The organism is Streptomyces sp. AC512_CC834 (genome assembly GCF_019049325.1).
In the GTDB taxonomy this organism is placed as follows: Bacteria; Actinomycetota; Actinomycetes; order Streptomycetales; family Streptomycetaceae; genus Streptomyces.
In genome coordinates this window covers 1-25435 of record NZ_JAGMUO010000097.1, presented here as the reverse complement: position 1 = coordinate 25435, position 25435 = coordinate 1, and the positions used below count along the sequence as shown (strand labels likewise).

Here is a 25435-nt window from a genome sequence, read left to right as displayed (position 1 = left end):
GGATCCACCATCATAGGCGGACGCCTTGGCTCTCCTCCCCGTCCGCCGCCCGGGACGCGGCCCACCGCGCGGCCCCCAGAAGCGAGGCCGTGTCGGGCAGGCGGGCGGGTGCGAGGCTCGGCCCGGACGCTCCGCCGGCCACCAGACCGTCGCGCAGTGGCGTCACGACGAGGTCCCAGGACGTCGCGATGGAGCCGCCGACGACCAGCACGGTGGCCGCGAAGCGGTTCACCCAGGGGGCCATGGCGACCCCCAGGGCGCGGAAGGCGTGTTCGAGCACCTCGCCGGCAAGGGCGTCTCCGGTGCGTGCGCGGGCGGCGATGCCCCGTACGTCGGGCACGTCGTCCGGACTGCCGTCCGCGGCACGGGCGTAGGCGGCCCGGATCGCGCGGCGTGAGACCGTGTCCTCCAGCGGGCGTCCGTCGAAGGCCAGCCGGTGGGCACTGCCTTGTGGCGGTACGTGTGGTCCGTCGTTGACCGGCATGCCGTCCGCCAGGAAGGCCGAGCCCACGCCGCTGCCGAGAGTCAGGCAGATGGCGCGTGCGTGTCCGGCCGCGGCCCCGCCGGTGTGTTCGCCCAGGCCGAAGGCGTCGGCGTCGTTGACGAAGCGGAGCGTGGCGGGTGTCGGGCGGATGCGCGCACGCAAGGCGGCGTCGACATCCACGCCGTACAACGCGTCGAACTTTCCGACGCCCTCGAACAGTGCCAGACCGGCCTCGTAGTCGAAGGGCCCGGGCACGGCCACGCCCCAGGTGGCGGACGGCGGCGCCCCGAGACGGGAGGCGGCCCGGGCGAGACGGCCGAGAATCTCCTCGGCACAGCCGTGCGGGGGCAGCGGTTCCCGAGCGGTCTCCCCGTGCACGGCTCCCGCCGGCAGGTCCACCATGGCGGCGGTGACATGCGTGCCGCCGATCTCCAGTACCGGCCGCATCAACGGTCCTCCCTGACCAGTGAGGTGACGACGTGCACGGGCTTCGGGCCCAGCGGGCGCAACCGGTAGGGGCCGACCCCGGCGGGGACCGTCAGGGTCTCGGCGAAGGCGAGGTCGTGCGAACGGCCGTCGCCCCACTCGATCACGACGCCTTCCCCGGCGGAGACGTTGAGGATGTGGAACCGGCCCGCCGTGTCCATGGCGGCGCCCCGGCAGGACGGCTCGAGCGCCACGCGGCGCACTTCGTAGAACATCTCCGGCAGCGCACCTAGAACCTCCTCCCGCCAGCCTGATCCCTCGCGCAGCACGTGGGGCTGCTGCAAGAGGTCGCGGCTCACCGCCTCGCCCCGGCGGGTGTCGTCGAGATTGGCGAACGCGTGCTCGTAGGGCAGCGGGCGGGGCGCTCCGTCCTTCCCCTTGCGGAGCCAGTCGTAGAAGCGCAGAGAGTACAGGTACGGTGTGGCGCTGATCTCCAGGACGAGATTGCCGGTGCCCGAGGCGTGCGGTGTCCCCGCCGGGATCAGGTAGAGCCGGCCTTCCTCGGCGGGATGGCTCTGGACGAAGCGTTCGACGTTCATCTCCTCGCCGTGCTCGATGGCGGCGATCACCTGCTTGCGCATCAGCTCGATGTCGGCGTCCTGCTGGAGCCCCAGGTGGACGCGGGGGTCCTCGGCGGCCGTGGCCGTGAGGTAGTAGGTCTCGTGCTGGGTGTAGGCCCAACCGAAGTGTGCGCGCATGTACTCCTCGCGCGGGTGCAGATGGACCGAGAGGCTGCCTCCCCGGACGGTGTCGAGGTAGTCGAAGCGGATCGGGAAGGAGGTGCCGAACTCCTCGTGCACCGCCGCACCGAGGAACTCCTCGGGATGCAGGACGCAGAGCAGTTGGAAGGGCAGCTCCACCTCGGCCTCGGGCCCGTCGCCCACCAGGACGCCGGCCTCGGGTGCGATCAGCTCGTAGCCGAGTGCGGTGTTGCCGCTCTGCGGCGTGAAGCCCAGTTCGCTCGATGCCCACTGTCCTCCCCAGAGGGTGGAGTTGAACCACGGGCGGGTACGGACCGGGCCGGCGGCCAGGTGCGCGAGAGTGGCGCGCAGGGTGCTCCCGTCGATCGAGGCCGGACGTCGGATGTCCTGGAGGTCCAGCCAGCGGTCGATGTCGGCGGCGTGGGCGTCGCGGTGGGCGTCGAGCACGGGCCAGTCCGCGTAGAACAGACGGCGCAGGTCGCCGGGCGCGCCGTGCCGGCCGAGGTTGACGCCGACGGCCGGGTCCCCGGCGCTGACGGCCGCTTCGGCGTAGCGCTTGGGCAGGTCGGCGTACCACAGCAGGTCGTGCCCGACGAGTGCGGCGCCCGGGCCCAGGGCGATCAGCAGCCCCTCGTCGGGAGTGTCGGTCCGGGGCAGCGTGGTGTACGCCCCGGCAACGGAGGCGCGGGCGAGGGGCAGGTAGTACGGATCCGCGCCCGGGCCGTCGCCGGTCCGCTCGAGGACGGTGTCCCAGTCGGCCTCGAACTCGCGCAGGTCCACGAAACGGGCGGGCGTGCAGTGCGCGGCGAGCGCGCGGGACAGATGGCTGTGTACGGCACTCCAGTCGAGCGCGGCCGGGCCGTCGAGGGCCAGTACGGCGGGCCCGGCGGGCAGGGTCCGGACAGCGGCCTCCCACCCGCGCGCGACCCTTCCGTCGACAGCCGGGTAGCGGGGGTTGCGCTGGTAGGAGCGGGTCACGGCACTCTCCGGGGGTCGATCTGAATGTTATCGTTAACTGTAAGGTGCGGGGTCCGGCCCCAGTCAAGGCGGTACAGGGGGGCGACGGTGGGGTGACCGTGGGCGAGGTGTTCGTGGTTCGTCGATGGGGCGGACGTCAGGCCTCCCGGGCGCGCAGGGCGAGCTCGATGTCCTCGAGACTGCGCCCCTTGGTCTCCACGACGAACCGTGCCGTGAACACACGGGCGAGGGCGCAGATCGCCGCGAACCCGAGGAACAGCCAGCCGATGCCCACGGCGTCGAGCAGGACCGGGAAGCTGAGCGAGACGACGAAGTTGGCCAGCCACAGCAGCATCGTGCAGAAGCCGACCGCGGCGCCCCGCACGTGCAGCGGGAACACCTCGCTGATCACCACCCAGCACACGGCGCCCCAGGACGCGGAGAAGCTGACGATGAACGCGGCGAGACAGGCCAGCGTGACCACGCCGACCGCACCCGGGCCGTCCGGTTCCGGCAGCAGGAGCGAGGTCGCCGCCAGCACGGTCAGGCTGACGCACATGCACGTCGCTCCGGTCAGCAGCAGCCGCTTCCTGCCCACCTTGTCGATGAGCCAGATGGCCACCAGCGTCATCACCATGTTGACCGCGCCGATTCCGGTGTTGGCGTAGATCGCGGCGGAGTCGCTGAACCCGACGTCGGTCAGCGTCGTGGGCGCGTAGTAGATGATCGTGTTGATGCCGACGACCTGATTGAGCACGGCGAGCCCGATGCCCACCACGAGCGCGGGACGCAGCCAGGGCACGAAGACCTCCCGCAGTCCCGCCCGCTCCCGGGAGGTGGCCTCTACCTGCCGGATCTCGGCGAGTTCGGCCTCGATCCCGGTCGCACCACGCGTTCGCGCGAGCACCTCGCGGGCTTCCTCCTCCCGCCCGTTGCGCAGCAGCCAGCGCGGCGTCTCCGGCATCACGATCAAGCCCGCCAGCATCACCGTCGAGGGCACGATCGCGAGGCCGAGCATCCAGCGCCATGCCTCGGCCGGCGCCAGCAGCGAGTTGGTGACGTAGGCCACGAAGATGCCCACGGTGATCATCAACTGGTTCAGGGACGACACCGCGCCGCGACTTCGCGTGGTGGCCATCTCCGAGAGGTAGAGGGGAACGACGACCGAGGCCGCTCCCACACCGAGGCCCAGCAGGACGCGGGCGGCGACCAGCAGTGCCGTGTTGGGGGCCAGGCCCGCGGCCAGCGCGCCCGCGCCGAAGGCGACCGAAGCGGCCATGCCGACGCGGCGCCGGCCGAGGGTGTCGGCGAGCCTTCCCGCGGTGGTCGCTCCCGCCATCGCCCCCACCAGAAGGGAGCTGACGACGAGACCCTCAGTCAGCGGGGTCAGCCCCAACTCGTCCCGGATGTAGAGCAGTGCGCCTGCGATGACCCCGGTGTCGTAGCCGAAGAGCAGGCCGCCGAGGGCGCCGAAGAAGTAGATGCGTCTGGTGGAGGACCTGCCCACGCTCTTCGCGTCGGGTGCCGCTGCCTGGGACACGAAAGACCTCCGAATTTTGAGTTAACGTTCACACGGAAGTTAGCGGCGCGTCGCGGAGGCGTCAACGGATGTGCGGAAGCTGAAAACGCACCTGTGGGCCCAGGCTGTCGGGAAGCCGGTTGTGTCGGCGCCATTGACACGACCCTGTGAAGCAGGGACGCTCCAGCCTTGGATTCTCACGTTAACGCTAACCCGCACGCGAGGAGACTTTCATGCCAGGTCGTCCCAGAGACGGGCGGGCAGCCCGAGCCGCCGCCTCCCGACTCGCCCGCCGCCTGACCTTACTGCTGAGCGCCCTCCTGCTGGTTCTGGGCGTGGTGGACGGCGGCGCGAGCACGCCCGTCGCCGCGGCCGCACCCTCCGCGGGTGCCGAACGCGACCACGAGGACCGACGGAACTACGTGGACCGGGTGAACCCGTGGGTGGAGGCCGACATCGGCCGGTACTTCTTCTTCCAGTCGGCCAGCAGACCGTTCGGCATGGTCAAACTGCGCCCGGACACCAGCACCCACTCCTCCCGCGACACCGGCTACCGGCGCAACGAGAACCAGGTCAAGGGCTTCAGCCACCTCCACGACTGGCGGCTGTCCGGCGTGCAGGTGATGCCGACCAGCGGCGAGAGCGTACCCAAGCTCGACGGCGACGAGGGCTGGCAGTCGCACGTCGACCACGACAACGGTGAAGTCGCACAACCCGGCTACCACAAGCTGCACTTGGACCGCTACGGCATCGACGCGGAGCTCACCTCCACCGACCGCGTCGGCATGCACCGCTATACGTACGACAAGGCCGGACCCAGCGAGATCCTGGTCAACCTCGGCGGCCACCTGGGCGAGGCGATCATGGACGACGCGCACGTGACCAGGAGCAACGACCGCGAGATCGCCGGCTACGTACTGCAGCACGGCGAGGGCTTCGCCGAGGACGACGCCGACCACAAGGTGAAGCTGTACTTCGACATCCGCTTCGACAAGCCCTTCGACTCCCTGCACGGCTGGGCCGGCGGCAAGCTCGTCGACGGTGGAGAGCCCGTCGACGAGGTCTCGGGGACCGACGCCGGCGCCTACGTGCGCTACGACCGACTCGAGGCGGGCGAACAGGTGCAGATGAAGGTCGGCCTGTCCCTGACCGGCACCGCGGGAGCGGAGAAGAACCTGCGGACCGAGCTGCCCGGCTGGGACTTCGACGCGGTCAAGGCCGATGCCCAGAAGCAGTGGAACCGGATGCTCGGCCGCATCGACGTCCGCGGCGGCACCGACCAGCAGCAGGAGAAGTTCTACACCGACCTGTTCCACGTCCTGTGCGGGCGCAGCATGGTCAGCGACGCCGACGGCGCCTACCTGGACAACACCTGGGGCAGGGGCCGTGTCGGACACGTACCGGTCGGCCGCGACGGCAGGCCGGAGTTCGCGATGTACAACTACGACGCGCTGTGGCTGACCCAGTGGAACCTCAACAGCGTCCTCGGCCTCGCCTATCCGGAGATCTACAGCAGCCTGGTGAAGTCCCAGCTCCAGATGTACAAGGACGGCGAGCTGCTGCCCCGCGGGCCGGTCGCCGGCAACTACTCGATGGTGATGAGCGGTTCACCCGTGACGTCCTTCATCACCGGCGCCTACAACAAGGGCATCCGCGACTTCGACACGGACCTGGCGTACGAGGCGATGATGGACGCCCAGTCGGTGGGCGGGCTGTTCGACAAGGCCTGGTTCGACTACGGGGGCTGGGGCACCGGCGGCAACCGCGAGTACCTCGACCTCGGCTACGTGCCGAGTGGCACGACGGGTCAGGGCGCGGGCCAGACCCTGGAATACGCGAACCAGGACTGGGCACTGGCACAGTTCGCGAAGCAGTTGGGCAAACGGGGCATCAACGCCACCCAGTACGCGAAGGCCACGGCCTCGTCCGAGCTGGACGAGGAGCACGGCGCCGCCCACGCGATCGACGGCCGGCCACTGCGCGCGCCCACCGACGTCGAGTGGGCGTCGGCGGGGGAGAAGAGCCCCTGGATCGAGCTCACCTGGGACGAGCCGCGCACGCTGCGGAAGGTAGTGCTCAGCGACCGGGCGGACAACGACAGCAATGTCCGCTCCGGACGGCTGGAGTTCAGCGACGGCTCCGGCGTGGACGTGAAGGACATCCCCGCCGACGGTGGCAGGAAGACCGTCCGGTTCGAGAAGCGCGACGTCACCTCGGTCAAGTTCACCGCCACCGGCGGCGAGGGCGAGAACGTCGGCCTGAACGAGTTCGAGGCCTGGGACGACACCGACACCCAGCAGTACCTGGAGGAACGCTCCCGCAACTGGCGCAACCTCTACGACGAGGACACCGCCTTCATCCGCCCGCGCGACGCCGACGGCCGCTGGCGTACCCCCTTCGACCCGCTCGCCCCGGACGACTTCGTCGAGGCGAACGCCTGGCAGGCCACCTGGTTCACCACCCAGGACGTGATGGGGCTGGCCAACCTGATGGGCGGCGAGACGGCGTACGCGGACAAGCTCAACTACGCCTTCACGAGGGCGGAGAAGGACGACTTCATCGGTGAGTACGGGGAGGGATACGTCTCCTACGGCAATCAGCCCGGTCTGGAGATGGCCCATCTGTTCAACTACGTCGGCAAGCCGTGGCTGACCCAGTACTGGGTGCGGCAGGTCAAGGAGAAGACCTACGGCTCGACCGCGACCGACGACGGCTACGGCCACTTCGACGAGGACCAGGGGCAGATGGGCGCCCTCAGCGCCCTGATGGGCATGGGGCTCTTCGAGGTCACCGGCGGCAGTCTGCAGGAGCCGGTCTACGACATCACCTCCCCGGTCTTCGACGAGATCACCATCAAGCTCGACCCGCGCCACACCAAGGGCAAGCGCTTCCGCATCGTCACGCACCACAACTCGGCCGAGAACATGTACATCCAGCACGCCAGACTGGACGGCAAGCGGCTGGACAACGCCTGGTTCCGGCACGACCAGCTCGCCGACGGCGGCACACTGGAGCTGTGGATGGGCTCCGAGCCCGACAAGGACTGGGGCACCGAGCACCTGCCGCCGTCACAGTCGAAGTCCGAGGGACGCACATCCACGTTCGTGAAGGACATCGCCGTAAGCGGTCCGAGCACACTGGACGAGCCGTACGGCGAAGCCCGCTTCGAGGCCACGGTCGCACCCGCCGGCGCCACGTTCAAGCGAGTGTTCTGGTCGGTGACCGAGCCGGACGGATCCCCGACCGAGAAGGCGGTCATCGACGACGACGGCATCCTGACCGTCAACCACCGCGACGGCCGGGTGCGTGTCACCGCCGCCTCCGCCGACAGCGGGGACGCCACCGCCTCGAAGCTGGTCGACATCGGCCTCGACAAGGCCAAACTGCGCGGCAACGCCGCCTGCCGGCCGGACGTCGTGGCCACGGCGTCGTCCGAGTACAGCGACGACTACCCGGCGGAAAACGTCCACGACGGCTGCGACTCCGGCGGCGCCACGCCGGGCGCGGACTGGGCCTCGGACGGAGAACTCGACCCGTGGGTGCAGCTCGACTGGCCGGATGAGATCAAGGCGGACCGGATCGTGCTGTCCGACCGCACGACGAAGGACGATGCCAACGGCGGCGTCCTGACCTTCTCCGACGGCAGCCGGGTCGAGGTCGGGGACATCCCCGCCGAGGGGCCGAAGACCGTGAACTTCGCCATGAAGACCTTCGACTGGGTGCGCTTCCAGACCGTGGGCGGTACGGGCTTCAACAACGGCTTGCTGGAGTTCGAGGTGGACGCCCTGCCCTCCGCACCCGAGGCCCCCGAGGCGGTCTCGGCGTCACCGGGCAAGGGCCGTGCCTCGGTGCGGTGGAAGGCTCCGGCGTTCGACGGCGGCGTTCCGGTGACCGGCTATCTGATCAGGCCCTACCGGAACGGAAAGCCGCTCGCACCCGTCCGCGTGGGTGAAGGGGCCACGAAGGCCGAGGTCAAGGGCCTCACCGCGGGGGAGACGTACACCTTCACCGTCACCGCCGAGAACATGGCCGGGCGGGGGCCCGAGAGCGCGAAGAGCGATCCGGTGCGGCCGAAGTAGGGCAGTAGCGCCTCCTGACGGTGGCCGCGCGCAGGCGTCAGGCGGGGGAGCGGGGGTGGTGGTTCTGGTCGCGCCAGACGCGAGGTGAGATTCCGTAAGCCTGTTTGAACACCTTGCTGAAGTGGGTCGCGTCCACGAAGCCCCACCTCCGTCCTGTCGCCGCGATGGTCCGCACCCGTCCGTTCGGCCCGGCCGGCTCCCGCCTGCATTCGGCCAGGCGGCGGGTACGGATCCAGTCTCCGAGGCTGATTCCCGACCGGGACAGCACCGTGTAGAGGTGCCGTCCCTGCCGCTCGTCACCCCGTTCCGCACTTCCCTGGGCATCGAGTACGAGCGCTCGGCACTTCTGGTGCACGTGACCGCGTCCGACGCCGAGGGACGGGGGGAGTGCGTCGCCGGCGCCGACGCCGGCTACTCGTCGGAGTACGTGGAGGGCGCCGAGGACGTCACGGCCCGTACCGTCGGACCGCTGCTCGCCGCCGTCAAGGGCCACCGGATGGCAAAGGCCGCGCTGGAGACGGCGGTCCTGGACGCCGAACTGCGTTCCCACGCAATGTCGTTCGCCGCAGGACTGGGCGCCGTCGCCGACCGCGTGCCGAGCGGCGTGTCGGTCGGCATCATGGACTCGGTCCCGGAACTGCTCGACGCCGTCGAGGGCTATCTGGAGCAGGGCCACGTGCGGATCAAGCTCAAGATCGAACCCGGCTGGGATCTCGCACCGGTACGCGCAGTGCGCGAGCGCTTCGGCGACGACACGCTCCTCCAGGTCGACGCGAACGCCGCCTACGCACGGGCCGACGCGCGGCACCTCGCCGGCCTGGACGCGTTCGACCTGCTCCTGATCGAGCAACCTCTGGACGAGGAGGACCTCCTCGGCCACGCCGCCCTGGCCCGAAGTCTGCGCACACCCATCTGCCTGGACGCCCCCGGCGTACCGGTGTGGTGCGGTGGAATGCTCGAGCCGGGCCTCGGCCGGGCCGGCAACGCCGCACTGGCGGCGCTGCCCAACTTCACGCTGCCCGGGGACGTGTCCGCCTCCGACCGGTACTACACCACCGACATCACCGAGCCCTTCGTCCTGCGTGACGGACACCTGACGGTCCCGACAGAGCCCGGTCTGGGCGTCACGCCGATCCCGTCGGTGCCGGCCGAGGTCACCACCGCGGTGAGCGAATCCCGCCGAAGATGACCTCCTCGACGAGAGGGCCGCCGAACCACAGGAAACCGGCAGTACACCCATGGCAGCCGCGCACGCGCCCCTCCGCTCGTCCCCAGCACCGCCCACCGCCCACCCCGTGGGGGAGAGCGCCAAGGCGACCCCGCTGCTGTGGAGCCCTTGCGCGCGGCGCACCCGCAACCCCTCACTGATGCCGATCTGGTTCACCTGCCGCGCGGTGCTGGATTTCGGGTCGCGCAGGACCGCCGCCAGGGCGGTCACCACGCCCGCATGAGATACGCCGCGCCCGCAAAAAAATGAAACCTCCATCCCCGCGCGGATCCCCCCGAACTTGTCGGCGAACGCCTCCGCCGCCCCTCCGGACTCCCCCTGCTCCGGGAAGCACCAGCACCACGTCGAAGGTGTCCGGCAGCGTCAGGCGCACGCGCGGCTCTGTACGAACGTTCCGAGCAGTCACGGAAGTGCCCCGGGTGCGCACCCACACGGCTCGCCCATCCCACAGGACGAGCCCCTGTGCCGAGTCGTGACCAGGCAGTTCGGACACGCGGCGCCCCGCTGGGAACGAGGCGCCCATGCCGCCGGTGGGCTCAGAGGATGAAGACGCTCTGAGCTGTTTCTGTGTAGTACGTCCCGCCCGGGTGGACCAGCCACTCGACCGGGCCGGTGCAGCCCGGCCCGGAGTGGACCTCGGCGATCGCGTCGGTGTGGTTGGTCACCGAGGACGGGTACCAGTCGATGCCGTAGCAGCCGCTCGGGTCCTTGTACTCGTTGCCGTTGACGACCAGGACGCCGTCCGCCGCGTACGCCGATCCCGGCACCGCGACGGCCAGGGTCGCGGCGGCCGCCAGTGCTCCCAGAGTCACTGCCATGCGTCGTCGCATCATGTGGAGATCCCCTCGTAGAGCGGACCGCACATGATGCGACCCGCTGGCATCACCCAAGGTATTCGACTGAAGTCTGTACGTATTCGGCGTGCGGAGGCAATCTCTCCGCCACAGGAGTGCGCCGCCTGGCTTCAGTTGGAGCCAAAGTCGGGTTTGCGTCACGGGAGATGCCGAGCGGGCAGGGGCGGAAGAGCTCGACCACGAGAAAAGGAGCGCCACGCCGTGGAATGTGGCATCAACCGGCTGAAACGCCACCGGACGGTGGCCACGAGGTACAACAAACTCGCTGTCGGCTACGAGGCGACCGTGCTGGTCGCGGCCATCAACGATTGACTGTGAGCAGCACGTCCACCACAGACCCTAGCCTGCTTTCTCCTTCAGCCCCCGAGTGGCCGGCCGCTCGCGACCCCATGCGGCCAGCACCTTCTCGGTGATGCCGGGAAGCAGTCGACGCAGCTCGCCGAAGCGCCGGCGGGGGTGCTCGCGGAGCGCCCAGAGGATCAGCACCTTACGTGTCCGTCCGGTGCGCCCGGCCGGTTGAGCGTCGTCATGCCCCACCCCTCCGACACCTGTCTAATAGGCATGACACAGAACACCGTTGAGAAGACCGCCATCACACTGCTGGGCGTCGGCGCGATGGGCTTCGCGCTGGCCCGTACCTGGCTTGTCGTCGGCCACCCCGTCACCGTCTGGAACCGCACCCAGGCCCGCGCCGCAGCACTCGCCGCGTATGCCTGTTGGACGACGCCTCGGTCGAGGAGGTGCTGACCGAGACCGACCTGGCCGATAGGGACCTGGTCAACCTGACGACCGGCACCCCTGCCCAGGCACGTGCCCGCGCCGAGTGGGCCCGCGAGCGAGGCGCCCGCTACGTGGCCGGCGGGATCATGGCCGTCCCTCCGATGATCGGCGTCCCAGGGGCCGGTGGCTACGTCTTCTACAGCGGCTCACGGGAGCTGTTCGAGCGGCACCAGCAGAGCCTGGTCGTCCCGGCCGGGACCACCTACGTCGGCGAGGACGCGGGCTTCGCGGCCCTGCACGACGTGGCCGCCCTGCTCAGCGCCATGTACGGAATGTTCGCCGGGGCCGCGCATGTCTTCGCCCTGATCCGCAAGGAGGACATCGACCCCGCGTCGCTCGCCATGCAGGTGGCCGGCACGCCGACCTTCCGCAGTACCGGCGAGCAGCAGGGTGTCAGCCCGGAACTGCTCAGCCCGTACTTCGAGCTGATGCGACGCCGCCTGGCTGAGGGCAGCGGCGAGGAGGATCTGACGGGCGTGATTGACCTGCTGGTGCGCTGACCGGCCACCTGCCGCCCCAGAAGCGACCGTGCTGGGTACTGTGACCAGTACTTTCACAACACGCTCCAGCGCCACCCTGCACCGCGCGGCCGAGACGTGGGCGGCGAAGACGGCGGGGCGACGTCCCTCGCCACGTGATCTCGTGGCCCTCGGTGCGGAGTTGTCCGCAGCCGTTGGAGCGCCGACTCCAAGCCCAGCGCGAGCGTCGGGCGGCGGTCTGCGGGACAACAGCCCGACGAACCAGCCGGAGCAGCCGGGTCGATGCCACTCTGCCGGGTGGCCTCGTACACACGAAGGACAGCCTCAGCGTCGCCGTGCAGCTCGGTGACCCCTCCGAAGGCTCCGACCGAGTACGGAGCCATGTGTACCAGTGATGAGTGTCTGGCAACGAGTGATGGGTTCTCGTGCCTCAAGCTGCCTGTATGGACATTGCACGCGTACTGATGGTCGCACCCGTGGGAGACATCGAGGCTGCGGTGGCCTGGTACCAGCGGTTGCTGGGGCGCCCGGCGGACACCCGGCCCATGCCGTCGCTGGCTGACTGGCACCTCACCACGGGTGGCTGGCTCCAGGTCTTCCAGGACGCCGAACGTTCCGGTTCCTCACTTCTCAATCTGGAGGTGCCTGACCTGGACGATGCCCTTGCGCAGCTCGCGGAGCGCGGCCTGGCCGCGGGGCCGGTGCAGACGGGCGGTGAGCGTACCCGGTTCGCCGCCCTGAAGGACCCTGACGGCAACCGGGTCGCGCTGTTGGAGAATCCAGTGGCCTGAGCCGTAGGGAGTCCGGCGAGGATCCGCGGAGTTGAACCTACGATCCGAACGCTGCGTCACCACAAGGCAGAGGAGAGCCTGCAGTCGGGATCTGCGTGTGGTCCATCGCCAGGAAAGTCGGCCCACGTGCAAGTTGATCCGTTGGCCGACTCCAGAACGGGCATACTTCGGAACACCTTCCCTGTTCCTGAGAAAGTCGATGCCGTGGCCGCTGCGACACCGACCCTGGGCAACAGGGCGTCGGCGCGGCAGCCCCCGAGGGACCGGAGCACCGCGTGCCGGTACGTGCGGGCGCCTTACGGCGTGTAGACGGCGTCACTGCCGTACAGCTCCCTGGTGAACGCGGAGACGTCGGCGCTGCGATCGGTGCCGTCGAGGTTGTACGTCAGGTAGACGCCGTACCCCTCGCCGACGGTGCGACGAGCGAGGTCGGCGGTCGTGCTCCGTGAAGTCCGGCCGATCTCGACGGCCGCCGGTGACAGCTTCGACTTGGGCAGCGCGATACCCGGGACCTGCCAGGTGCCGTAGTAGGGGTTCCAGGCGTAGTCGAATTTGGAGGAGACATCGACGCCGCCGTAGGACAGGCGGGACGCGGCCGGACCGATGTTGTAAAGGCTGATGATCTTGTCCGGCATGTTCGCGCGCAATGCCGTCACCAAGTGCACGAACGAGCTGTTGTTGGGCTGGGAGGTGCCGTTGTTGCCGTACTCGGCGTATTCGTCGTCGAAGTCGATGCCGTCCAGGCCGTACTTGGCCACTGTGTCGGATAGTTGTTTCGCGAACGCCGAAGCGGCCGGCTGGGACGTGAAATTGGCGAACCCCGCGCCCTGGTGGTTGCCGAGCACCGAGAGGAGGACCTTGATGCCCTTCTGCTGCAGCGGTCGTATCTCCGTGGCGACGTTGTCGAGGACGCGCTGCACGTTCTCGTTGCAGTGCAGATACGCGGTCTTCGTGCTCGTGTCGTAGTTGATGTTCGCCGCGAAGATCACGGCGACGTCGAAGACGTTGCCGCCGCCGTTCGCGAGCGTGTACTTGCCGACGTTGCTCATGCTGTTGTTGTTCACCTCGATGTAGGCCACCGAGGTTGGCCCCTGCTTCGCGGGAGCGGGGGCCGCTGTCGCGTCGGTCGCGGCGGCCGTGCCGGGTACCAGGGCCGCGACGGCCGAGAGCGCGAGCGCCGCCGTCCGTACTCTGCTCCGTACCGGAGTGAATGTCATTGATCGGTCTCCTGTCGCATGGTCGGCGCCTGCTTGTTCGTAAGCACCGGGAAAAGCCCAGCCCTTCGAACATCCCGCTGCCTTCACCGTCAGGTAACGCCGACGCGGGGCGATCCGGACGGGACGACGCACGGCACCGGGGTTGGTGCCGTGCGGGGGCCCTGCCCGTTCAGTCCTTGATGAGGACGGGTGCGGATCCCACTACCGCTGACGGTGAGTCGGCCGCACCGGCGAAGTTGTCCTCGACCTCCGCCTTCTCCGCCGCGTTCGGGTACGGGTTGGTGCACGGGACGCCCGCGCTCGATCCTGACATCAGGCTGGAGCAGGGCCCGGGCTTGCGGTCCGGCAGACCCAGGATGTGACCGAGTTCGTGGGACGAGATGCGTACCGTGTTGTAGCCCTGGTTCACCGCCTGGCGTCCGATCCAGACGGTGCCGTTGCCCAACGAGGTGGTGAGGGCGCGTGGCCAGCCGTCGTCGGCCAGGATCCGGATGTTGGCCCGCTGCCCGGCCGAGGCGGGACGCAGCTCCGCGCCCTCGACGCTCTCGTTCCAGATGGCGGCGCCCCGGTCGACCGCGGACCTGAACTCCGCGGTACCGCTTGCGTCGTAGGTGAGAACCCGGGCCGCGGCCACAGAGCCCGCGGTGTCGCCCGGCGGATCCGCGGCCGCGGCCTCGCCGCTCAGCAGCGGCAACGACATCAGCACAGCGGCGGTGACATATCCGGTCAGTCTGCGGACGTGCATGTCCGACCTCCTTGTGGGGGAGAGGGGTCGTGCTCATGACACCACTTGCTTCCCTGCCCGCTGGGCACCGCTGTCAACCCGTCACTTCGGCCGGTCGGCTACTTCTTCAGCGGACACGACCTCGAATCGCCGCCCCGGCGGATGCCTTTGTCCCGGTCCTGGCGCCCGGTGGCAGCCGCCGGACCCGGATCCCAGTCTCGGTAGACGTGGGCTGCGCGGCCGGAGTCGTTGCGGGCGGCGCTGCCACAGTTCGCAGATCGCGGTGCGCAGGTCCTCGACGCCGCCACCGACGGCGTGTCACCCCCAGGACCGACCAGCGAAGTTGAGCTCGGCGTCAGGCACTGTCGATAGGGTGCCGGACGTGGTGGGAAGCGAAGACACGCGGCTGGTCGTGGTGCGCGGCAACAGCGCCTCGGGGAAGTCGTCCGTCGCGGCGGGCCTGCGTGAGAGGTTCGGGCGCAATCTGGCGATCGTCGGCCAGGACAACCTCCGCCGTATCGTGCTCCGCGAACGTGACCGGCCCGGCGGCGCGAACATCGGCCTGATCGACCTCACCACCCGCTACGCCCTGGACAACGGATTCCACGTCGTCATCGAGGGCATCCTGTACGCCGACCGCTACGGTGCGATGCTGCACGACCTGGTGCGTGCTCACCGCGGCGTCACCCGCTGCTACTACCTCGACGTGCCGTTCGCGACGACGGTGTTCCGGCACGCGACCAAACCCGATGCCGCCTACCTGGCACGCGTCACCGAAGACCATCTCCGTGACTGGTACCGGGAAAGGGACCTGCTGCCCGACGCCGTGGAGACCGTCATCGACGCAGCAAGCACCTTGGACGAGACGGTCCAGCGGATCATGCGCGACACCGGCCTGGACCGCGTGCATCCGATCGACCGATGACCGCGATCTGCCACCCGCCCCCCGGCAGGACGGAAACCGCGCCGATGGCCGTCACGTCCACCTGACCCGACCCGACCCGACCCGACCCGACCCGACCCGACCCGACCCGACCCGACCCGACCCGAGCCGCCGGATTCGTGTCGTGTTGTTGGTGCTGAGTGCCTGACGCTGGGGACTGTAAATCGTTCGGTACAGCTCACCCTTGGGTGCGCTTGATCCAGTCGCCTCGCCCTACGCGGACGTGGACGTCACCGGCGCGGGCTCCCAGGCGAACCCGTCCGGGTCGGTGAAGGCCCGGTGGTGCCGCCGAGCACGATCCGGTGCGAGCCGCTGCCGTAGTCGGGGACACCGACGTCCTTGGCCAGGCCCCGGCGCTTGTACAGCGCCAGCTTGACGGGGTCGGCGTCGTCGGAGGCGAACTCGACGTAGACCTGCTTGCTCGCCTTGACGTCCTCCGCGCCCAGCAGGAGCACGAGGTCGTCGATCTTCCTGGTGGCCCGGCCGGTGTTCTTCTTCGACGAGGTCGCCAGCTTCCAGATCGTGCCGTCCAAGGCCTGTACGACGCCGCCGTAGCCCCACAGGACTTCGCGGCGGGCTTCAGGGACGTGGTGGCGGCCTCGAGGGCGGAGGCGATGAAGCTGTCGACGTCGGCCGGCTGGGGCACCGTGATCGCCATCGTGAACCCGCGGAAGCCGGTCGTCGGTGCGGCGGAGGCCCGTAGACGTACCTGTGAGCCCAGGGAGAAGGAGGCGGTGTAGAAGCGGTCGGCGGCCGAGAGGTCGGCCACCTCGAGGGTGACGGAAGTGATGGCAGTCACGCTAGCTGTGGGGCCCACGCTGGAGCTTCTTCATTGCTGCTCGATGGCGACACCGGTGCCTCGCACGCCACGGCAGCCTCGCGGCGCCGGTAGTCGCCGCGCGGTTTGCCGGCCAACTCGGCGAAGCGGGCGACGAGGACGGCCGTCGACGGGCAGCCGGCCGCGCGGGTGAGCTCGGCCGGGCTGTGGTCGCCGTACCGCAGCAGGGCCATCGCGTGCTCGATGCGGCGTGCCGTCAGACAGGCGTACGGCGACTGGCCGTACGCGTCACGGAACCGTCGGCCGAGCTGTCCGGGCGGCATGCCCCGTCACGGGCGAGCGCCTCGACGTCCAGTGGCCGCGCGTACTCCCGGTCGATCCGGTTGCGGACGCGGCGCAGGCGCGCGAGATCGCGCAGGCGTTGCGCGGCGATCAGCGCCTGCCTCCATGCGGGGTGACACATGGCGGAGCCCCTCTCAGTCGATGTCGGAGCGCAGTTCCCGGATGCGGATCAGGTTGCCCGCGGGGTCACGGAACGCGCAGTCGCGCACCCCGTACGGCTGGCGGACCGGCTCCTGGACGACCTCGGCGTCGGCTGCCTGCACCCTGTCGAACGTGGCGTCGAGGTCCAGGGTGGCGAGCATGGCCCAGAACTCGTATGAAGGGTGAGGTCCATCCAACCGGCGCTAGCCGCGGACCCGTGCCGGGAACTTCTCCGTTCCTGATCCGTTCCGGGCGGGACCCTCGGAAATATCGATGAGAGCCGACAACACTGGCACATGTCTGCCGTCGTTGGGTGACCCGTTCCGCCATCGTCTGCCGGTGATCTTCGCTGATACGGTCCGGTCATGCCGCGCCTGGTGGAAGTCCCTGGGTATGTACGTTTCTTGACCGCCTCGGCCGTGTCTGCGTTCGGTTCTCAGGTCACGGGGCTGGCGTTGCAGATTCTTACCGCCGTGACGCTGAGCGCATCCGCCACGGAGGTCGGCATCGTCAATGCCGCCCGCTGGGTTCCGTATCTGCTCTTCGGGCTCATGGCCGGGGTCGTGGTGGACCGCTGGCGGCGCAAGCCGATGATGGTCGCCACGGACCTCGGAAGGGCAGTCCTGCTCGGTGCGATACCGGTGCTGTACGCGCTGGATCGGCTCAGCATCCCCGCGCTGTGCATGTTCGTCTTCGTGTTCGGGGTGCTGTCTTTGCTGTTCGAGGCGGCGAGCCAGTCGTATGTGCCACAGCTCGTACCTAAAGAGCTGCTCAACGCGGGATACGCCCGTGTGCAACAGGCCGACGCGGTGGCCGGCTCGACCGGCCCGCTGATCGCCGGGGCACTGATCAAAATCATGGGAGCGCCGCTTGCCGTGCTGGTGGACGCCCTCACCTATCTGATGTCCGGCCTGCTCCTCGCCTCGGTGAAGGCACCCGACCCCGTCCCTGATCGAGGCGCACGGCGCAGCCTGGGCAGCGAGCTGCGCGAGGGCGTGGCCTGGGTCTACCGGCATCGCACGCTGTCGTCCATCGCCCTGACCTCGCACGCGATGCTCCTCTTCAACAGCATGGTGACCACCGTCTTCGTGGTCTTCGCCCTGCACGGCCTCAAGATCGGGGAATTCGGTCTGGGGGTCACCTACGCCTTCGCGAGTGCAGGCGTGATAATCGGCGGTGCGCTCTCCGGGCGCGTGGCCAGCAGACTGGACGTCGGCGCCACCCTGATCGCCTTCCGCCTGCTCGCCGCCGTCGGATGGCTGCCTTTGGTCCTGGCCGAGCGTGGACCGTGGGCGCTCGCCTCCGTGTCGTTCGGCTTCTTCCTCGTGTCCCTGGCCATCGGCATCGAAAGCCCGGTGGAGATGAGCTACCGCCAGGCGGTGACACCCGACCGGCTGCGCAGGCGGATGAACGCGACGATCCGCTCGATGAACTGGGGAATGGTAGCGGTGGGGGCGCCACTGGGCGGAGTACTCGCCGACCGGGTCAGCTACCGCTTCGCCCTGTGGATCGGACTGTCCGGAGCAGTCGTCCAGGCACTCGTGCTGGCGTTTTCTCCCACCCGGAAGGCCCGTACTGCCGAAGAACTCGATCCCTCGACGGCCGACCTGGCACGGCACGGCGCAGAAGCCGCTGCCGGGGAGAGCAAGGACTGATCAGCTCGCGGTGTCTTTTCGGGCCTGGGCGGCCCTGGTGCCGGCGAGGCGATAGGGCGGTAGGAGTCGCTGCCGGTCTCGATGATGTCCCCTCCGTAGGTCAGGCGGTCGACGATGGCACGGATGGAGTCCCGCCGGGTGCAACACCGTTGCCTTTGGCGGGAGACGCTGCTGTCAAGGGGCCCATCCGTCAGGGATCACTTCGGTGTGGAGGGTGTGTTTCTGCGCTTTCCGGGGATGCCGTTTCCGGTTGAAGGGGTACTTGCTGTACCTCTTCAGCATTCGTGAATTCACCCGCCACCTCCGTTGCTCCGGGACCAGGTTTGCCAGGACAACATGGCCGATGGCGCCGACCAGCGTCATCGGCTCGGTGACGCTGGTCCATTTCCCGGCGACGATCTGGTCGGCGGCAGCCTGCAACAGGATCGTGAAGCTCACCTTCCGGACAGGCTGCCCCGAGGTGTCTCTCCCAGTTCGCACCGGGCGAGGACCTCAGCCACTGGCCCTGGCCCGTGCGGAGAAGATCCAGGCCGTTGTCGAGGGTGAGGGAGACGAGGACGGGTATGGCGGTGTCATTCCTGGGGGACGGCGGTCATGGCCCGTCGGGGTGACGGACCGCGCCGACTGTCGGGGAGCGGGGGGTTAGCCGCGCAGCCCTCTTTGGCCTGCCTCATCTGCCTTGCACTTGCTCGCTATTGGTGTCGGCGCCCGCATCGCTGCCGCCTTCGTCGAGCATGACCCGCGGTGCGTTGTCGACGGTGTCCCAGCCGGGTGGCACGGCGAAGGCGGACGGCGTCTCTCCGCTCCAAGGGGCGGGCGGCTCCGGTGACATGGGGGTCCCTCGGCCGGTGGCCAGGGCTGCGATGGCGGAACGGAAGACGGGCACGTTCTCGCTGGTCGTCTCGTAGGCGATGTTCTTGTGCCGGCCGGGGTTGTCCGGGTCCCGCACCGGTGCGATGGGCGCACTGATGCCATCGCGCCACCAGTCCTCGCGCACGCCGCGCGGGACAGCGCGGGACAGGGCGACGGTCGGGCCGTTGGGTTTCCCGACGGTGGCGCGCAGTTGGTCTGCGTCGATGTAGCCGTCGCCGTCGACGATGACCATCTCGGCGAACCGGCGGGCGCGACAGTCAGCTCTGCGTCATGCGCTGCGGCGAGTGCGACGAGGCGCAGACGATCGAGCCGATCGTGTGCGTGCAGAACATGTACAACCTCGCCCACCGTCGGCACGACGAGCTGATCGACACCCTCGCCGGCCAGGGCATCGGCATCGCCTACGTTCCCTTCTTCCCGCTCGGCGGCTTCACGCTTCACCCCCTGCAGTCTGTGCGAGTACGTCACCGGTGCGGGACTCCCGCTCTGCGACGGGGAGATCGCCGAGTTGGACATGACCGGCCACGTGGCGAGGTAGTTGGTGACGGCCTTGTCATGGGCGGTGGATAGCCTGCGGCAATGAGCAACGCGACATGGGATGCCCTGGAAGCGACACCCCTCCCGGAAGTGCGGCGCCGTGCGGCCGTCGTGGACGACTTGGCCGGGGTCGAACCGGTGACGTCGGCCGGCGCACGCCGTCTGGCCTGGAACGACGGCGGCGGCCAGTCCGCGGTCTGGTACTTCGCGCAGGACGGCCGTGTGCTGCTGCTGACGTTCGACCACGAGTCGGTGCTTAATCTGTACGCCGAGGAGGATTTCGCCCTTCAGGAGTCCTTCTACCAGGGCGTCCCCGAGTCCCTCGTCACCCTGGTCCGCGACCGCCCCGAGAACTACGAGTCGCTGAACCTCACGGACTCCGCGACGGGCCGGACGATTCACTACGCGGGCGGTGTCTTCTGGTACGACGGCACGCGCTGGCACGTGTCCGACGGCCTGGTGGAGTACTGCCGCCGCGAGGACATTGACCTCTTCGGCGAGTCCGGCTTCGACTACTGCCTGGACGTCTACCGCTTCGGCCAGGACCTCACTCCGGAAACCGTCGTGGCGATCCGGGACGAGAGCGGCCGGTACGAAGACGAGAAGGGGAAGGAAGCGGACCTGGCCGGCGTCCGCGAAGTCTTCATCCGACACGGCTGGCCAGGAGGCCGTCCAGGCGATCACGCGCGCTCCTCGCGTTAGCGGGGCGGCCCCGACGGCTCGGAGCTCGACAACATCAACCGGCTCCGTGTCCGTCCCAGGTCATGGGCCGCACCCGTGGAGTGAACCCCGGGTGCGCGGTTCCCCCGCCGTCGGGGCGTCACGGCCCGCCCCGGGCCGCCCGCCCGGTCGCTGAACAGCGGGGGCGGGGCGGCGGTGGAGCCTTCGGCGCAAGAGATGGTGACAGCCCCCTCCACCGTGCCGCCGGGTGCGGCGCCCAGCACGTGCCGTTCCCATCCCCGTCGGCCAAGGACGGGGATGGGGATGGGGACACGAGCGGCGCCCCGGCCAGTACGGACGAGCCGCCGGACGCGGACGGCAACGAGGTCTGCCGCCAGACCGTTGACCAGGGCGTACCGGGCAGAGTCTTCAGGTGGCGGCTCACCGGGTGTGCTGCACGCCGGTCCGCAACACGCCCCAGGAGCACTCCGGCTTCCGGCCCGAGGCTCTCGGCGTGCTCGTGGTGCGGGCCGGCGACTGGCAGCTCGCCGGCTGGCGCCCCGCCCCCTACAGCCGTACGGACGCCGCCACCGGCAGGTGGTCGCTGTCGGTGGCCGGGAGGGTCCACGCCGATCGCGGCTCCACACCGCGTACGAGGATGTGGTCGATGCGGGCCAGCGGGAACGCCGCCGGCCAGCTCAGCCCGAATCCGGCACCCGCCACCTCCTGGGCCGAGTGCATCGGGGAGGTGAGGGCGGACAGGGCGCCGTCGTCCGTCGTGCCGTTGAGGTCGCCCATGAGCAGGGCGCGGGGGAGCGGTTCGGCGTGCAGGGCCGCCGCGAGACGGCCGGCGGCGCGGTCGCGGGCGTCCGTGCCGAAGCCCGACGTGGGGCTGAGCCGGACGGACAGGAGGTGGGCGACGTACACGGCGACCGGCCCCTCGGGGGTGCGGACGGTGGCACGCAGGGCGCGCGGCCAGGGGGCGATGTCGACGGTGCGGGTGTCGGCCAGCGGATAGCGGCTCCACAGGCCCACCGTGTCCCGCACCGAGTGGTACGGGTAGTCGGCGGCCAACGCCCTTTCGTAGACGGCGGAGTCGTCCCCCAACTCCTCCAGGGCCACCACGTCGGCGTCGGAGACGGCCAGGGCACGGGCGGTGCGGGCCGGGTGCGGGTTGTGCTCGTTGACGTTGTGCGTCACCACGGTCAGGTCGTCGCCGCGCGCGCGTTTGTCGGCGAGTGTCCCGCCGTGGAGCGCGCCCCACACGAGGGCGGGCAGCAGTGCGGCCGCGGCGGCGGTCGCGGAGCGCCGCGCACACGAGGAGCAGCGGTACGACCAGGCCCGTCCAGGGCAGGAAGGTCTCGGTGAGACTGCCGAGGTGGCCGGCCCGGTCGGGGATCCGGTCATGCCCCAGCATCACGAGTGTGGCCAACGGCGCGAGGAGGGCGGCGATCCGCCCCCGGCGCCAGATGCCGGGGTGAGGGCGCGGCCGTCGGGGGCGAGCGGGTTTGGGCGGGGCGCACGAAGCGTCGAGGACAGAGGTCAAAGTCGTCTCACCGGGTTCGGGAAGGGGTGCCGGACGTCGTGGCGGGCTCGGCCGCGGACACTCGGTGCCGGACCCCCTCGACGAGCGTGCGGCTGGTGTCGAAGACGGTTCGCAGGCCCTCCTGCGGGCTGGTGCCCGCGCTCTGGTGCAGGACCACGCCGAGGGCGAGATGCTGCTGCCCGCGTCGGTCCGCAACGGTGACCGCCCACATCAGCGCGCCCCCGGCGGGGGTGCTGGAGCCGGTCTTGATCCCGATCACGCCCGGTGTGTCGAGCAGCTCGTTGCCGTTGGGAAGCGTGCCGGAACCCACTGCGGCGGTGGTGTGCGGCAGGGCGACGACGGACCTGAAGGCCTTGTCCCGCATGACCCGCCGAGCCAGCTTCACCTGATCGGCCGCGGTACTCGTCGTGGTGGGCTCGATGCCGCTGGCCCCTGTGTAGGTGGTCTGGTCCATGCCGAGGTCGTCGGCGGCGCGGTTCATCCTGGCGACGAACGCCTCCTGCGACCCCGCGTCCCAACGAGCCAGCAGCCGGGCGATGTTGTTGCCGGAGGGGATGAGCATCAGTTCCAGCAGCCGCCGTTGGCTCAGCCGCTGCCCCTGCCTCACCTCGACGGTGGACTCGGATCCGGAGAAGGACTCGTTGGCGGCCTGCTGGTCGACGGTGACCAGGGGGCCGGACCCGCCGTCGCGCAGCGGATGGTCGCGCAGGATCACGTACGCCGTCATCACCTTCGTGACACTGGCGATCGGCACCGGCCGCCGCGGTCCGTGGGTGCCCGGGGCGCCGTGCTCCCCGAACCCTTCGACCCAGACGGCTGCCTGGCCCTCGTCCGGCCAGGGCAGCGACGCGGTCACGGACTTGCCCTGCCGCCCCTCGGACCCGCCGAGGAGACCTGCGGCGGATGGCACGTCGTTCCCGGCTGCGCCGGTGCCGAGCACGCTCCCGAGTGCCACCAGGGTGACCAGGGCGGTCGCGCCGGCGGCGAGGAGCGCCGGGCGACGTCGCCGCAGGCGGTGCGGCAGCCAGGACGCCGGCCACGCGTCGACCGGCCGCGACCGCGGCGGCGGGGTGCGGGGGAGGTCACGTTCGCCGGGTTCGGGCGTCGGGTGCATGGGAGCACCTCCAGGGGTCACGGTGCGCGGCGTTCACGCATCGCGGCCACTCTCGGTGCGGCGGATGTCCGCACAGCCGTGACGGTGTCTCCGCTCCCGCTCGGCCGGTCATCCGTTCCGTAACAGCACGGGCCGTACGAGGGGCGTGCGGGGCCGTATGAGGGGCGTGCGAGGCGGTGCGGGGGGCGTGCGGTGCCCGCGGTCCTGCCGTGGTCGTGTCAGTCGGCGGCCGGCAGCCGCAGGGTGGCGACGGCCCCGCCGTCGGGCGCGTTGACGAACGACAGCGACGCCCCGAGGACCTTGGCCTGGCCGAGCGCGATGGTCAGGCCCAGGCCGTGGCCGCGGCCGCGGCCGCGTTCCGGCGTCCCGGTGCGAAACCGCCGGGGCCCGCCGGTGAGCAGCTCGTGCGGGAAGCCGGGGCCGTGGTCCCGCACGGTCACGGCGGTGCCCGTCACCGTCACCTCGACGGGCGCGTGACCGTGGCGGTGGGCGTTGACGACGAGATTGGTGACGATCCGGTCGAGACGGCGCGGGTCGGTCTCGGCGCACCGGGCGTCCTGTGTGGTGATCCGCGTTTCCAGCCCGGCGCGCTGCAGTGACTCCAGGACCGCCTCGGCCAGTGGCACCCGCCTCGGTTCGGACCGCTCGGCGCCCGCGTCGAGCCGGGAGATCTCCAGCAGGTCCTCGACCAGGGCCCGCAGGACCCGCACCCGGTCCTGGACCAGCTCGGTGGCCTCCCCCTCGGGGAGCAGTCCGCTCGCGGTGACCAGGCCCATCAGCGGGGTGCGCAGTTCGTGGGCGACGTCCGCGGTGAAGCGCTGCTCGGTCAGCAGCCGTTGGTGCAGGCTGTCGGCCATCGAGTCGACCGTGGCCGAGATGGCGGTGATCTCGTCCTTGCCGCGGCCGTCCCCGGTTCTCGCGGTGAGGTCGCCCAACTCGATCCGGCGGGCGGTGCGCGCCACCCTCCGCAGCCGGCGGTGCGGCAGCTCCGCGGCGAGCGCCGACACGGGGACGACGACGGCCAGGACGACAAGGGAGTACTTCCACATGTGCCGGTCCAGGGCGCGGCGGGTGAGCAGGTCGGCCGTCATGTCGATGTCCACGGCGACGGGCTCACCGCGGTACGTGCGGGCCGCCCACATCGAGGGATGGTCCCCGGGGCCCGGTTCCTCGTACCAGGTGACGTCGCCCCGTCCCGCATCCCGCCGATCGCGGAGCCGTTGCAGCAGCTCGTCGGGAAGTTCCCCGGGCCCGGTGTGGAGTCCAGGGGGCGGGACGCCGCCCCGCTCGTAGTCCTCCAGGTGCCGGGCCAGCGTCGCGACGGCTTTGGCGCCGCCGTCGTTCATCGACCGGGTCAGGGTGCTGGAGTGCACCAGCGTCCCGACGGTCAGCGCGACGGCGCAGCAGCACACGGCGACGAGCAGCGCGGTCTTCCAGCGCAGCGAACGCCAGTTGAGCAGGTCGCGCAGGGCACCCACGTCAGCGCCGCAACTTGTAGCCGAACCCGCGTACGGTCTCGACGCGGTCGGCTCCGATCTTCTTCCGCAGCCGCTGGACGCACAGGTCGACCACGCGGCTGTCGCCGTCCCAGCCGTAGTCCCACACGTTGCGCAGCAGGGTCTGCCGGTCGAGCACGGTGCCGGGACTGGCGGCGAACTCCAGCAGCAGCCGCAGCTCGGTCGGGGCCAGCGCGACGGGCCGGCCCGCCAGCGAGACCACGAGGCCCGCGGTGTCGATGGTCAGGTCGCCGAAGACGAGCGGGGCGCGTTCGCCGGGCCGGGACGGTCCGGGCGGCACCTGACCCGCCGAGGGCGGGGTCGCCGCGGCAGGGGCGTAGACCGCCCGCCGCAGCAGCGAGCGGATACGGGCCAGCAGGACCGAGGTGTCGACGGGCTTGACCACGTAGTCGTCGGCGCCCGCCTCCAGGCCGGAGACCACGTCCAGGGCGTCACCGCGCGCGGACATCATCAGGATCGGGTCCATGCCGGTCTCCCTGATCCGGCGGCACAGCCCGATGCCGTCGAGTCCGGGCAGCATCACGTCGAGGAGCAGCAGGTCGTGGCGGCCCTCGCGGAACAGCTCGAGACCGGTCAGGCCGTCATCGGCGGAGACGACGCGGTAGCCGTAGCGTTCCAGCGCCAGCGTGACGGACCTGCGGATGACCTCGTCGTCCTCGACCAGCAGGATCGTCACTGGCGCCGGGGCGTCCTCCTCGGTCACTGGGCCCGACCTCTCTCTTCCTGCCGCTCTCTGTCTGCCGCACACCGCCGGATTCCCGCGCGGTGGCCTGTCACCTCGTGCCGTCCGCATTCTGCCTTCCGCACGTCGCCACCGGGCATCCGGCACGACTCGGCCGCGTATCAGCCGCGTATCGACCCGGAGCGGGCCGTGCCGGGATCCCGGAGTGGGCCGTGCCGGGATCGACCCGGAGTGGGCCGTGTCGCCGAGACGGTGGATAGAGTCGCGGGGTGGAGATCCCCCGCCTGCTCGACGGCCGGCTCAAGTTCCGGCACCTGGTCCTGATCGACGCGCTCTCGCGCCGGGGGA

Annotated in this window: 19 protein-coding genes and 7 pseudogenes; 9 read left to right on the top strand and 17 right to left on the bottom strand. The window is 70.1% G+C overall.

Annotated features, from left to right (window positions below):
- Positions 1–10: 10 nt before the first annotated feature.
- The 3 genes from KUM40_RS27640 to KUM40_RS27630 all read right to left on the bottom strand — a co-directional run bounded on the left by KUM40_RS27640 (position 11) and on the right by KUM40_RS27630 (position 4168).
- Complete coding sequence (locus KUM40_RS27640) at positions 11–931, bottom strand: ROK family protein (protein ID WP_308401250.1); 921 nt, start codon at positions 929–931, stop codon at positions 11–13.
- Positions 931–2649, bottom strand: a complete 1719-nt coding sequence (locus KUM40_RS27635; RefSeq protein WP_217168906.1) for a class I mannose-6-phosphate isomerase — start codon at positions 2647–2649, stop codon at positions 931–933. Before KUM40_RS27635 ends, KUM40_RS27640 begins: the two co-directional genes overlap by 1 nt.
- 136 nt (positions 2650–2785) lie before the next feature.
- Positions 2786–4168, bottom strand: coding sequence for a sugar porter family MFS transporter (locus KUM40_RS27630; RefSeq protein ID WP_217168905.1), 1383 nt, complete (start codon positions 4166–4168; stop codon positions 2786–2788).
- A 212-nt stretch (positions 4169–4380) separates the two neighbouring features.
- On the opposite strand from KUM40_RS27630, the gene KUM40_RS27625 reads away from it, so the two are divergent.
- On the top strand, positions 4381–8226 hold the full coding sequence (locus KUM40_RS27625) for a glycoside hydrolase domain-containing protein (protein ID WP_217168904.1): 3846 nt from the start codon (positions 4381–4383) through the stop codon (positions 8224–8226).
- Between the two features lie 37 nt (positions 8227–8263).
- Here the strand turns inward: KUM40_RS27625 and KUM40_RS27620 are convergent.
- Positions 8264–8509, bottom strand: a pseudogene (locus KUM40_RS27620) (helix-turn-helix domain-containing protein); the annotation flags it as partial.
- On the opposite strand from KUM40_RS27620, the gene KUM40_RS27615 reads away from it, so the two are divergent.
- Both KUM40_RS27615 and KUM40_RS27610 read left to right on the top strand, forming a co-directional pair.
- Entirely contained in the window at positions 8504–9415 is a 912-nt protein-coding gene (locus KUM40_RS27615) for an enolase C-terminal domain-like protein (protein WP_217168903.1), read from the top strand. The pseudogene KUM40_RS27620 and the gene KUM40_RS27615 overlap by 6 nt on opposite strands.
- Positions 9416–9464: 49 nt before the next feature.
- A complete protein-coding gene (locus KUM40_RS27610) occupies positions 9465–9677 on the top strand; it encodes a hypothetical protein (protein ID WP_217168902.1) in 213 nt (70 codons plus the stop codon).
- Between the two features lie 313 nt (positions 9678–9990).
- Here KUM40_RS27610 and KUM40_RS27605 read toward each other — a convergent pair whose 3' ends face one another.
- Both KUM40_RS27605 and KUM40_RS27595 read right to left on the bottom strand, forming a co-directional pair.
- Complete coding sequence (locus KUM40_RS27605; protein ID WP_217168901.1) at positions 9991–10272, bottom strand: hypothetical protein; 282 nt, start codon at positions 10270–10272, stop codon at positions 9991–9993.
- A gap of 405 nt (positions 10273–10677) precedes the next feature.
- A pseudogene (locus KUM40_RS27595) lies at positions 10678–10838 on the bottom strand (winged helix-turn-helix transcriptional regulator); the annotation flags it as partial.
- 31 nt (positions 10839–10869) lie between these two features.
- Between KUM40_RS27595 and KUM40_RS27590 the strand changes: the two are divergent.
- Both KUM40_RS27590 and KUM40_RS27585 read left to right on the top strand, forming a co-directional pair.
- A pseudogene (locus tag KUM40_RS27590) lies at positions 10870–11588 on the top strand (NAD(P)-binding domain-containing protein).
- Positions 11589–12010: 422 nt separating this feature from the next.
- Positions 12011–12358: a VOC family protein gene (locus KUM40_RS27585; protein WP_217168900.1), complete on the top strand. Its 348-nt coding sequence runs from the start codon at positions 12011–12013 to the stop codon at positions 12356–12358.
- Between the two features lie 296 nt (positions 12359–12654).
- On the opposite strand, the gene KUM40_RS27580 is transcribed toward KUM40_RS27585, so the two are convergent.
- Both KUM40_RS27580 and KUM40_RS27575 read right to left on the bottom strand, forming a co-directional pair.
- Positions 12655–13575 (bottom strand): endo-beta-N-acetylglucosaminidase H, encoded by a 921-nt coding sequence (locus KUM40_RS27580; protein ID WP_217168899.1) that lies wholly within the window; start codon positions 13573–13575, stop codon positions 12655–12657.
- Positions 13576–13744: 169 nt separating this feature from the next.
- Complete coding sequence (locus KUM40_RS27575) at positions 13745–14320, bottom strand: snapalysin family zinc-dependent metalloprotease (RefSeq protein ID WP_217168898.1); 576 nt, start codon at positions 14318–14320, stop codon at positions 13745–13747.
- A gap of 361 nt (positions 14321–14681) precedes the next feature.
- On the opposite strand from KUM40_RS27575, the gene KUM40_RS27570 reads away from it, so the two are divergent.
- Complete coding sequence (locus KUM40_RS27570; RefSeq protein WP_217168897.1) at positions 14682–15224, top strand: AAA family ATPase; 543 nt, start codon at positions 14682–14684, stop codon at positions 15222–15224.
- Positions 15225–15455: 231 nt separating this feature from the next.
- On the opposite strand, the pseudogene KUM40_RS27565 reads toward KUM40_RS27570, so the two are convergent.
- The 3 genes and pseudogenes from KUM40_RS27565 to KUM40_RS27555 all read right to left on the bottom strand — a co-directional run.
- A pseudogene (locus tag KUM40_RS27565) lies at positions 15456–16041 on the bottom strand (glyoxalase).
- Entirely contained in the window at positions 16038–16343 is a 306-nt protein-coding gene (locus KUM40_RS27560) for a helix-turn-helix domain-containing protein (RefSeq protein ID WP_374227432.1), read from the bottom strand. The pseudogene KUM40_RS27565 and the gene KUM40_RS27560 overlap by 4 nt, the downstream one beginning before the upstream one ends.
- Before the next feature lie 153 nt (positions 16344–16496).
- Positions 16497–16670: pseudogene (locus KUM40_RS27555) on the bottom strand (VOC family protein); the annotation flags it as partial.
- 198 nt (positions 16671–16868) lie between these two features.
- On the opposite strand from KUM40_RS27555, the gene KUM40_RS27550 reads away from it, so the two are divergent.
- On the top strand, positions 16869–18158 hold the full coding sequence (locus KUM40_RS27550) for an MFS transporter (protein WP_217168896.1): 1290 nt from the start codon (positions 16869–16871) through the stop codon (positions 18156–18158).
- Positions 18159–18332: 174 nt separating this feature from the next.
- Here the strand turns inward: KUM40_RS27550 and KUM40_RS27545 are convergent, their stop codons facing one another.
- The gene (locus tag KUM40_RS27545; protein ID WP_217168895.1) at positions 18333–18596 is read right to left on the bottom strand and encodes a hypothetical protein; all 264 of its coding nucleotides are present in this window, start codon (positions 18594–18596) and stop codon (positions 18333–18335) included.
- Between the two features lie 232 nt (positions 18597–18828).
- On the bottom strand, positions 18829–19263 hold the full coding sequence (locus tag KUM40_RS27540) for a hypothetical protein (protein WP_254395761.1): 435 nt from the start codon (positions 19261–19263) through the stop codon (positions 18829–18831).
- Positions 19264–19322: 59 nt separating this feature from the next.
- On the opposite strand from KUM40_RS27540, the pseudogene KUM40_RS27535 reads away from it, so the two are divergent.
- A pseudogene (locus KUM40_RS27535) lies at positions 19323–19484 on the top strand (oxidoreductase); the annotation flags it as partial.
- Between the two features lie 126 nt (positions 19485–19610).
- Positions 19611–20270, top strand: coding sequence for a hypothetical protein (locus tag KUM40_RS27530; protein ID WP_217168894.1), 660 nt, complete (start codon positions 19611–19613; stop codon positions 20268–20270).
- A gap of 525 nt (positions 20271–20795) precedes the next feature.
- On the opposite strand, the pseudogene KUM40_RS27525 reads toward KUM40_RS27530, so the two are convergent.
- From KUM40_RS27525 to cseB, 4 genes and pseudogenes are all read right to left on the bottom strand, one after another.
- Positions 20796–21774, bottom strand: a pseudogene (locus KUM40_RS27525) (endonuclease/exonuclease/phosphatase family protein).
- A gap of 7 nt (positions 21775–21781) precedes the next feature.
- Positions 21782–22888 carry a D-alanyl-D-alanine carboxypeptidase family protein gene (locus KUM40_RS27520; protein WP_217168893.1) on the bottom strand — a complete coding sequence of 369 codons (1107 nt, stop codon included), beginning with the start codon at positions 22886–22888 and terminating at the stop codon, positions 21782–21784.
- 218 nt (positions 22889–23106) lie between these two features.
- Entirely contained in the window at positions 23107–24366 is a 1260-nt protein-coding gene (locus KUM40_RS27515; protein ID WP_217168892.1) for a HAMP domain-containing sensor histidine kinase, read from the bottom strand.
- Position 24367: 1 nt separating this feature from the next.
- Entirely contained in the window at positions 24368–25108 is a 741-nt protein-coding gene (cseB, locus tag KUM40_RS27510; protein WP_308401248.1) for a two-component system response regulator CseB, read from the bottom strand.
- Between the last annotated feature and the right edge of the window lie 327 nt (positions 25109–25435).

Bases quoted from the DNA above. Each gene is read 5' to 3' on its own strand.
- KUM40_RS27640 (WP_308401250.1), bottom strand. From the start codon at position 931: ATGCGGCCGGTACTGGAGATCGGCGGCACGCATGTCACCGCCGCCATG.
- KUM40_RS27625 (WP_217168904.1), top strand. From the start codon at position 4,381: ATGCCAGGTCGTCCCAGAGACGGGCGGGCAGCCCGAGCCGCCGCCTCC.
- KUM40_RS27610 (WP_217168902.1), top strand. From the start codon at position 9,465: ATGGCAGCCGCGCACGCGCCCCTCCGCTCGTCCCCAGCACCGCCCACC.
- KUM40_RS27605 (WP_217168901.1), bottom strand. From the start codon at position 10,272: ATGGCAGTGACTCTGGGAGCACTGGCGGCCGCCGCGACCCTGGCCGTC.
- KUM40_RS27585 (WP_217168900.1), top strand. From the start codon at position 12,011: ATGGACATTGCACGCGTACTGATGGTCGCACCCGTGGGAGACATCGAG.
- KUM40_RS27580 (WP_217168899.1), bottom strand. From the start codon at position 13,575: ATGACATTCACTCCGGTACGGAGCAGAGTACGGACGGCGGCGCTCGCG.
- KUM40_RS27575 (WP_217168898.1), bottom strand. From the start codon at position 14,320: ATGCACGTCCGCAGACTGACCGGATATGTCACCGCCGCTGTGCTGATG.
- KUM40_RS27560 (WP_374227432.1), bottom strand. From the start codon at position 16,343: ATGCCGCCCGGACAGCTCGGCCGACGGTTCCGTGACGCGTACGGCCAG.
- KUM40_RS27550 (WP_217168896.1), top strand. From the start codon at position 16,869: ATGCCGCGCCTGGTGGAAGTCCCTGGGTATGTACGTTTCTTGACCGCC.
- KUM40_RS27540 (WP_254395761.1), bottom strand. From the start codon at position 19,263: ATGGTCATCGTCGACGGCGACGGCTACATCGACGCAGACCAACTGCGC.
- KUM40_RS27530 (WP_217168894.1), top strand. From the start codon at position 19,611: ATGAGCAACGCGACATGGGATGCCCTGGAAGCGACACCCCTCCCGGAA.
- KUM40_RS27520 (WP_217168893.1), bottom strand. From the start codon at position 22,888: ATGCACCCGACGCCCGAACCCGGCGAACGTGACCTCCCCCGCACCCCG.